Origin of the sequence: Streptomyces roseoverticillatus, assembly GCF_000719265.1 — a bacterium.
In the GTDB taxonomy this organism is placed as follows: domain Bacteria; phylum Actinomycetota; class Actinomycetes; order Streptomycetales; family Streptomycetaceae; genus Streptomyces; species Streptomyces roseoverticillatus.
The window spans coordinates 1-8107 of the sequence record NZ_JOFL01000047.1 but is presented as its reverse complement, the minus strand read 5'-3'; the positions used below and the strand labels follow the sequence as shown (position 1 = coordinate 8107).

Below are 8107 nucleotides of genomic sequence, written 5' to 3'. Positions count from 1 at the left end.
TGGGGGACCGTGTGGGAGAGTAGGACGCCGCCGAACAATTTTTAGAGAAAGCCCTGGTGGGAACCTTGAGTTCCCGCCAGGGCTTTTTCGCGTTTACCCGAGCGCTCACGAGAGGAGCCGGTGGTCCCATGGCACCCCTGGCTGATTTCGAGAAACACCGCCCGCAACTCTGGGCCGTCGCTTACCGCATCACCGGCTCGGTCGCCGATGCCGAAGACGCGGTGCAGGAGACCTGGCTGCGATGGCAGCTCCTCCCCGACGACGAGGCTGCCAATCCCGCCGCCTATCTGACGACCGTCGTCAGCCGTATCTGCCTCGACCAGCTCGGTTCCGCCCGCTCCCGCCGCGAAACCTATGTCGGCCCCTGGCTGCCCGAACCGATCGTCGGCACAGTTCTCGGCACGGTTCCCGGTCCCGAAGACCGGGTCACTTTGGACGAATCCGTGGGGATAGCGCTGCTGACCGTGCTGGAGAAACTCACGCCGGCCGAGCGGACGGCGTTCATCCTGCACGACGTCTTCTCCGTGCCGTTCACCGAGATCGCCGAAGTCGTCGGCCGCACTCCGACCTCCGTACGGCAGCTGGCGTCCCGCGCACGCAAACGCGTGCGTGCCGAGTCCCCGCGCTGTTCCGTCGATCGCGCTGAGCACCGCCGCACCGTCGACGCCTTTCTCGCCGCCGTGATGAACGGCGACTTCGAGAGTCTCCTGTCCGTCCTGGACCCCGATGTCGTCTGGCGCTCGGATGGCGGCGGGAAGGTCTCGGCCGCCCGTCGCCCCGTCTGCGGCAGCGACAACGTGGCCCGCTTCGCCCAGGGCATCAGCCGCGGATTCGACCCGCTGTCGATGCGGGTGCTGGTCCGGGACGTCAACGGCGCCCCCGGCATCGTCTCCGTCGACCTGGCCCAGGGCCGGGTGATGGTCTTCGCGTTCACCGTGCACGAGGGGCGGATCACGGAGGTCTATGCCGTCGCCAACCCGGACAAGCTCCGCCACCTCGATCCGCTGGGGCTGTGACTGTCACACTTCGGTCCTCTGTTTCGTCGTGTGGGTATGACGCACCGAACCGACATCGTCGTCCTCGGCGCCGGCTACGCCGGCCTCACCGCTGCCCTGCGGCTGGCGCTGAAACCCCACGTCACCGTCACCCTCATCGACCCCAGCGACCACTTCACCGAGCGGGTCCGCCTGCATCAACTCACCACCGGACGGCCGGAGGTGAGCGTCACCCATCCCCTCTCCGTCCTCCTCCGGGGCACAAGGATCCGGCACCTTGCCGCCCGTGCCGTCGACCTGGACCGCGCCGGCCGGCAGCTCCGTACGGATGACGGCCGGACCGTTTCCTACGACCGGCTCGTGTACGCACTCGGCAGTGTTACGGACACGCGCGCCGCGCAGGACGCGTCGGAGCGGGCCTACACCGCCGAGTCGGCGGCCGAGCTGGGCAAGCGGCTGCTCGACGGGCCGGGGCGGCTCGCCGTCGTCGGCGGCGGGCTCACCGGAGTCGAACTCGCGGCCGAGATCGCTGAATCACACCCCGAGTGGGAGGTCCGTCTCCTCACCGCGGGCACGCTCGGCGCAGGCCTGTCCGGCAAGGGACGCACGCATGTCCGTACGACTCTCGGCGCGATGGGCGTGCAGGTGAGGGAAGGGGAGTGCGTCACTTCGGTCGAGGACATCGACGCGGATGTCGCCGTCTGGTCGGCGGCGCTGCGGCCACGCACCGAGCTCGCGGCCGCAGCGGGGCTCGAACTCGACGCCGCGGGCCGGATCGTGGTCGACCGTACGCTCCGGTCGGCCACGGATCCGGCCGTTTACGCAGCCGGTGACGCGGCGGCCACCTCCCTCCGTATGGCGTGCGCGACCGCGATGCCCACGGGCGCGCACGCCGCGGCGTCCGTCCTCGCCGACATCGGATCCCGTCCGGTGCGGCCGCTCGCGTTCCGCTACGTCATGCAGTGCATCAGCCTCGGCCGCAGCGACGGGCTGATCCAGCCGGTGCACGGTGACGATTCGCCGCGCGGTTCCGTCCTGACGGGGCGGTCGGCGGCCTTCGTCAAGGAGCAGGTTGTCCGCTCCACGGTCCGGAGCCTGCGTGTGGCGGGGAGCCTGGCCCGTGCCCGGTAGTCACCGGGCCGCGGGATTCGGCGTTGCGCTCCGCCCATGCGGTGAGCGCCGACCGGCACGCGTGGTCCATGTGCCGCAGGCCGCTCAGGTCGAGCTCCACGCCGCGGCCCGAGCGCGGCAGCGTGGCCTCCAACTCGTCGAGGATCCTGGGCAGTCGGAGGAAGTTTGCATTGCCCAGGACCCGGACGTGCACTGTGCCGTCCTCGGCCGTCCGGGTCTCCACATGGACGTGCGAGGTCTCCCACGCGGCCTTGGCGACGGCCATGAGGAGGCCGATGACGACGCCCTCGAAGAGGTTCGTCGTCACGATGGCTCCTGTGGTCACCACGAGCACCACGGCCTCGCCGCGGTGCTCGTGCCAGAGCCGGACGAGGTCCCGAAAGGGCAGCAGCTTCCACCCCGCGTGCATCAGCACCCCCGCGAGTGCCGCCACCGGGATGAGCTCCAGGGCCCAGGGAACGAGCGCGACGAAGACCAGCAGCCAGACACCGTGCAGGACGCGCGACGCCTTGGTCTTCGCTCCCGCGTTGACGTTGGCCGCGCTGCGGACGATGACCGCCGTCATCGGCAGGGCGCCGAGCACCCCGCACACCGTATTGCCGGCGCCCTGGGCGATGAGCTCCTTGTTGTAGTCCGTGCGCGGGCCCTCGTGCAGCCGGTCGACGGCGGCGGCGCTGAACAGCGTCTCGGCCGACGCGATCAGGGCGAAGGCCAGGACCGTGCCCAGGACGCTCATCTCGCCGAGCCGCGCGAAGTCCGCGCTGCCCGGCGGCTGGACGGCGTCGAGCAGCCCGTTCACCTCGATCCGGGCCACCGGCAGGGACAGGCCGGCGACCACGCCCGTGGCCAGCACGACCGCCGCCAAGGGCGCGGGGACGAACTGGGCGCCGCGCCGCCAGCGGGGCCACAGCACCAGGACGGAGATGGTGGCGGTGCCCACGGCGGCGGCGGTCAGGGCGTCCGTCGAGATCAGCGTCTCGATGATGAGGTCGGGGATGCCCGTGAGCTTCTCCGGGCCGCTCGCGGGAGGACGCGTGTCGGCCATGGCGTAGATCTGGCCGGCCATGAGGACCAGGCCGATGCCGGCCAGCATGCCCTGGACCACGGCGACGGAGATCGCCCGGAACCAGCGGCCCAGGCGCAGCAGCCCCATGGCGATCTGCAGCAGGCCGGCGGTGAGGACCAGCACGCCGAGCGCGGTGAGCCCGAACTCGCGCACGGCTTCGTAGACGAGGACGGTCAGGCCGGCGGCCGGGCCGCTGACCTGCAGGCTGCTGCCCGGCAGCAGCCCGGTGAGGAGGCCGCCGACCACACCGGTGACCAGGCCCAGTTCGACCGGGACGCCCGAAGCGACGGCGATGCCGACGGAGAGCGGTACGGCGATCAGGAAGACGACGAGGGAGGCGGTGACGTCGGCGCGCAGGTCACGGCCCAGGTCACGGCGCAAGCCGCTCCGGCCGGGGCCTTCGGGGCCCCGGCCGTTGGCGCTGCTGTGGGAAGGGTTTGACCGGAGCTTGGCCCTGGCGAGCACTTTGCGGGCATGGCTGAGGGGTATTTTGTCCATGAGGATCTGCCTCCAGCGCGTGGCGTCGCGCAGCGATGTGATCGTTGATCGTTGCCTGTCGGAGCCGGTTGGAGCCTTGGAGCCTTGGCGGGATGTGGGGATGCGGACCGTACGGATGCGGACACACGGTCGTACGGGCGGCGGAGACGTCGGGGAGAGTTCCGGCCGGACGGTAGAGGGTGACGGAGCGTGCCGTGGACACCCGCGGTCATTCTGTCCAAGTGGCCAAGGCCCGGGGAACGTCGGCGCGTTACCACGATGTAAACGCTGTGGTGGCCGGCCGGAATCCGCTCGTCCCCTCGCTCCGGCGCAGGCCCCCGTGGGCTTGCCGGCGGACTGCGCCCGGCGCACGACGCGTGCGCGGGGTGCAAAGATGACCGGGCCACGCCCCTGACCGGCGAAGACCGGCGAAGTGCGGCGAAGACACGCCCCCGACCAGCGAAGAGGTGGAGTCCGTGACCCAGAAAGTCGCCGTCCTCGGTACCGGAAAGATCGGCGAGGCGCTCCTGAGCGGCATGATCCGCGCCGGCTGGTCGACCGGGGATCTCCTGGTCACCGCGCGCCGCCCCGAGCGCGCCGAGGCGCTCCGCGCCCGGTACGGCGTCGAGACGGTCACCAACGCCGAGGCCGCCAAGACCGCCGACACCCTCATCCTGGCCGTGAAGCCGCAGGACATGGCGGCGCTCCTCGCCGAGCTCGCCCCGCACCTGCCCGCCGACCGGCTGGTCATCAGCGCCGCGGCCGGCGTGCCCACGTCGTTCTTCGAGGAGCGGCTGCCGGGCGGCAACCCCGTGGTGCGCGTCATGCCGAACACCCCCGTCCTGGTGGACGAGGGCATGTCGGTGATCTCCGGCGGCACCCACGCCACGGAGGACCACCTCCTCCGCACGGAAGCGATCTTCAAGCCCGTCGGCAAGACGCTCCGGGTGCCCGAGTCCCAGCAGGACGCGGCCACGGCGCTGTCCGGCTCGGGACCGGCGTACTTCTACTTCCTCGTCGAGGCGATGACCGACGCCGGCATCCTCCTCGGCCTCCCGCGGGACAAGGCCCACGACCTGATCGTCCAGGCCGCCATCGGCGCGGCCGTCATGCTCCGCGACAGCGGCGAGCACCCGGTCAAGCTCCGCGAGGCGGTCACCTCACCGGCCGGCACCACGATCAACGCCATCCGCGAGCTGGAGAAGCATGGGGTGCGGCACGCGCTGATCGCCGCCCTGGAGGCCGCTCGCGACCGCAGCCGGGAGCTGGCCTCGGGCGAGGGCTGACCAGGCCCCTTCCACCATCGGGTGAGGGTTTGGTCAGGCCCCTTCCACCAGAGCCGCCGTCGGCACGATCCTCGCGAAGCCGGCGGCGTGCAGGTTCGTCGCCGTCGCCCGGAACAGCTCGTCCGCCGTGAGCGACTCCCCGTCCGGCCCGACCGCGTCGAAGGTGTACGTCGCGTCGACCGGCACGATCACGTCGTAGCCGAGGTTCCCGCCCATCCGGGCGGTCGTCTCCACGCACCAGTTCGTCATGATGCCGACGACGACCAGCTGCCGGATCCCGGCCTCGTCCAGCCAGCGCCCCAGATCCGGCGTGCCGAGGAACGCCGAGTTCACCGTCTTGGTGACGAGCAGTTCCGGGCCGCTGCCCTTGCCGCGCCGCTCCTGGACGAAGTCCTGCAGGTCGTTCCCCCGCTGACCCGGGCGCAGCGGCGAGTCCGGCTTGGGCGAGTCGTGCCGTACGAACACCACCGGCCGGCCCGCCGCCTGCCAGGTGTCGATCAGCTGCGCCATGTTGTCCTCGGCGGCCGGGTTGTTGCGGGGCGGGAAGTGGTCCTGATCGTTCCAGGCGTTCTGGACGTCGATGACGACGAGGGCGGCGTTGTCGCTGATACGGATGTTCTGTGCGCTGTTCATGCTGACGATCCTGGTCGTCGCCGCAGGATCGGCCCAGTGGCAGAAGAGACCCTGTTCGATGGATTGCTGCCACCGCTGGTGGAACGGCAGGACGAGGCCCGCGGAAGGATGGTGCCCATGCAGCCAGCGCAGCGCATCGCCCTCGTGGCCTTCCCCGGCATCCGGGCCTTCGACGTCGCCGTCATCACCGAGGTCTGGGGCGTCGACCGCACCGCCCGCGGCGCTCCCCGCTTCGCGCTGCGCCGCCACGGCGCCGACCGGGCTCCCGTGGCCATGCCCGGCGGCCTCACCCTCACCCCGGACCAGGACCTCGAAGCCCTGAGCGGGCTCGGCGCGAGTGACCTCGTGGTCGTCCCCGGGGTGGAGGAGCAGCTGGCCCCGGTCCCGGAACCCGTCCTCGCCGCCCTGCGCAGCGCCCACGGTGCGGGCGTGCCGGTCGCCGCGCTCTGCGGCGGCGCCTTCGTCCTCGCCCAGGCCGGCCTGCTCGAGGGCCGCCGCGCGGTCACCCACTGGAACCTCACCGGGCTCCTGGCCCGCACTCATCCCGGCGTCCAGGTCGTCCCCGACGCCCTGTTCGTCGAGGACGGCGGCGTGTGGACCGCGGCGGGCGTCGCCGCCGGCATCGACCTCTGCCTCCACCTGGTCCGTACGGCCCACGGCGCGGAGGCGGCGGCGACCATCGCCCGCTTCATGGTCACCGCCCCCTTCCGTACGGGCACGCAGGCCCAGTTCGTCGAACAGCCCACCCCCTGCTCCGACCGCGAGGCCGACGCCCTGGCAGCCGTACGGGAACGGGCCCTGCGTCACCTCTCCGAACCGCTGACCGTCGCCGACCTGGCGGGCTGGGCCGGCATGTCGCCCCGCTCCTTCGCCCGCCACTTCATGGCCACGACGGGCACGACGCCGGTGCAGTGGCTGCTCGACCAGCGCATCGCCGCGGCGCAGAAGCTCCTGGAGCGGACGGGCCTGCCGATGCCGGAGGTGGCCCGACGCTGCGGCTTCGGCAGCGAGGTCACCATGCGGCAGCACTTCGCGGCCCGCCTCGCCACCAGCCCGCGCGACTACCGGCGGGCGTTTCGCTCCGCGGGGGCGTAGAGACTCCGGGTTGCGGCCGGCCCGGCGCCGGTGGCGTGCAGTGCGATCCGCCGGACAGGCCGACGCCGGGCAGGCCTCCGCAGGACAGGCCTCAGTACGGGGGCAGCAGCCCGACCGCACGGTACGCCGCGTCCACGGTCGGCCGGGCGAGGCTCCGCGCCCGCTCGGCGCCCTCCCGCAGCACCGCATCCACATAACCCGGATCGCCGCACAGCGCGGTGTGCCGCTCCTGCAGCGGCCGCAGCACTTCCAGCACCGCATCGGCGGTGTCCCGCTTCAGCGCGCCGTACGAGGAATAGCCCTCCGCGAGCTCCGCGGGCCGGCCGCCGGTACAGGCGGCCAGGATCTCCAGCAGATTGGTGACACCGGGACGGTTCTCGCGGTCGTGGACGACCTCGCTGCCGCTGTCGGTCACCGCGCGCATGATTTTCCGGCGCGCGGCGTCCGGCTCGTCCAGGAGATAGACGATGCCCGCCGTCTCCGCGTGGGACTTCCCCATCTTCGCCGTCGGGGACTGCAGGTCCATGACCCGCGCGGCCACCGTCGGAAGGACGGCCTTGGGGATGGTGAACGTGTGCCCGTACCGCTGGTTGAACCGCACCGCGAGATCCCGCGTGAGTTCGACGTGCTGGGCCTGGTCATCGCCCACGGGGACCTCGTCCGCCGCGTACGCGAGGATGTCCGCCGCCATCAGCACGGGATACGTCAGCAGCGAGAGCCGGACGCTCCCGCCGGCCGCCTGCTCCCGCGCCGCCTTCTCCTTGTACTGGATCATCCGCCGCATTTCGCCGTCGGACGCCGTGCACTCCAGGAGATAGGAGAGCCGGGTGTGCTCGTCCACGTGGCTCTGTACGAAGAGCGTGCAGAGAGCCGGGTCCAGTCCGGCCGCCAGGAGAAGGGTGGCCGTCTGCCTACTGAGCCGCCGTACGCGTGCCGGGTCGTGGTCCACGGTCAGCGCGTGCAGGTCGACGACGGAGAACAGCGCGTCGGCCTTGTGCTGGTCCACTTCCACCCACTGCCGGATGGCGCCGAGGTAGTTGCCGAGCGTCAGATGGCCGGTGGGCTTGATGCCGCTGAAGATCCGGGTCATGGGGTGGTGCGCTCCCTGTCTGGAGAGGGACGCCGCCCCGGACAGCAAAACGGCCGCCGAGGCGGCGGCCGTTGGATGCATGCGCGAAGCACGGAGTCGGGGCCGCCGTCAGGCGGCCCACCACTGCTGCGTGTGTGCATGCCGGGTCATGGGCCGGAGGCTACGGGACGGAAATGGGCTTGCGCCACCGGTTTGATGAGCCCTACGGGGTCGTGTAGTGTTCTCCGAGTTGCCGCGGGGTCCGCAAGGACAACGGGGCGGCGATCGAGCCGCACCGGCGGCACTCACCACTGCACGGCCCCTGAACGGGATGAATTTCGGCGTGCCGGAATTC

Annotated in this window: 7 protein-coding genes; 4 read left to right on the top strand and 3 right to left on the bottom strand. The window is 71.5% G+C overall.

Annotated features, from left to right (window positions below; translation table 11 throughout):
• Positions 1–128: 128 nt before the first annotated feature.
• The gene (locus IF61_RS0131530; RefSeq protein ID WP_030369977.1) at positions 129–1016 is read left to right on the top strand and encodes a sigma-70 family RNA polymerase sigma factor; all 888 of its coding nucleotides are present in this window, start codon (positions 129–131) and stop codon (positions 1014–1016) included.
• Positions 1017–1052: 36 nt separating this feature from the next.
• Positions 1053–2126, top strand: a complete 1074-nt coding sequence (locus tag IF61_RS0131525) for an NAD(P)/FAD-dependent oxidoreductase (protein ID WP_030369976.1) — start codon at positions 1053–1055, stop codon at positions 2124–2126.
• Here IF61_RS0131525 and IF61_RS0131520 read toward each other — a convergent pair.
• Positions 2056–3690: a SulP family inorganic anion transporter gene (locus IF61_RS0131520; RefSeq protein WP_078660660.1), complete on the bottom strand. Its 1635-nt coding sequence runs from the start codon at positions 3688–3690 to the stop codon at positions 2056–2058. The two genes, IF61_RS0131525 and IF61_RS0131520, sit on opposite strands and share 71 nt — an antisense overlap.
• A gap of 455 nt (positions 3691–4145) precedes the next feature.
• On the opposite strand from IF61_RS0131520, the gene proC reads away from it, so the two are divergent.
• Positions 4146–4955: a pyrroline-5-carboxylate reductase gene (proC, locus tag IF61_RS0131515; protein WP_030369974.1), complete on the top strand. Its 810-nt coding sequence runs from the start codon at positions 4146–4148 to the stop codon at positions 4953–4955.
• A 33-nt stretch (positions 4956–4988) separates the two neighbouring features.
• Here proC and IF61_RS0131510 read toward each other — a convergent pair whose 3' ends face one another.
• On the bottom strand, positions 4989–5588 hold the full coding sequence (locus IF61_RS0131510; RefSeq protein ID WP_245684695.1) for a cysteine hydrolase family protein: 600 nt from the start codon (positions 5586–5588) through the stop codon (positions 4989–4991).
• A gap of 117 nt (positions 5589–5705) precedes the next feature.
• Between IF61_RS0131510 and IF61_RS0131505 the strand changes: the two genes are divergently transcribed.
• Positions 5706–6683, top strand: a complete 978-nt coding sequence (locus IF61_RS0131505) for a GlxA family transcriptional regulator (protein ID WP_107043178.1) — start codon at positions 5706–5708, stop codon at positions 6681–6683.
• A gap of 91 nt (positions 6684–6774) precedes the next feature.
• On the opposite strand, the gene trpS is transcribed toward IF61_RS0131505, so the two are convergent.
• Positions 6775–7773 (bottom strand): tryptophan--tRNA ligase, encoded by a 999-nt coding sequence (trpS, locus tag IF61_RS0131500; protein ID WP_030369971.1) that lies wholly within the window; start codon positions 7771–7773, stop codon positions 6775–6777.
• Positions 7774–8107 lie beyond the last annotated feature (334 nt).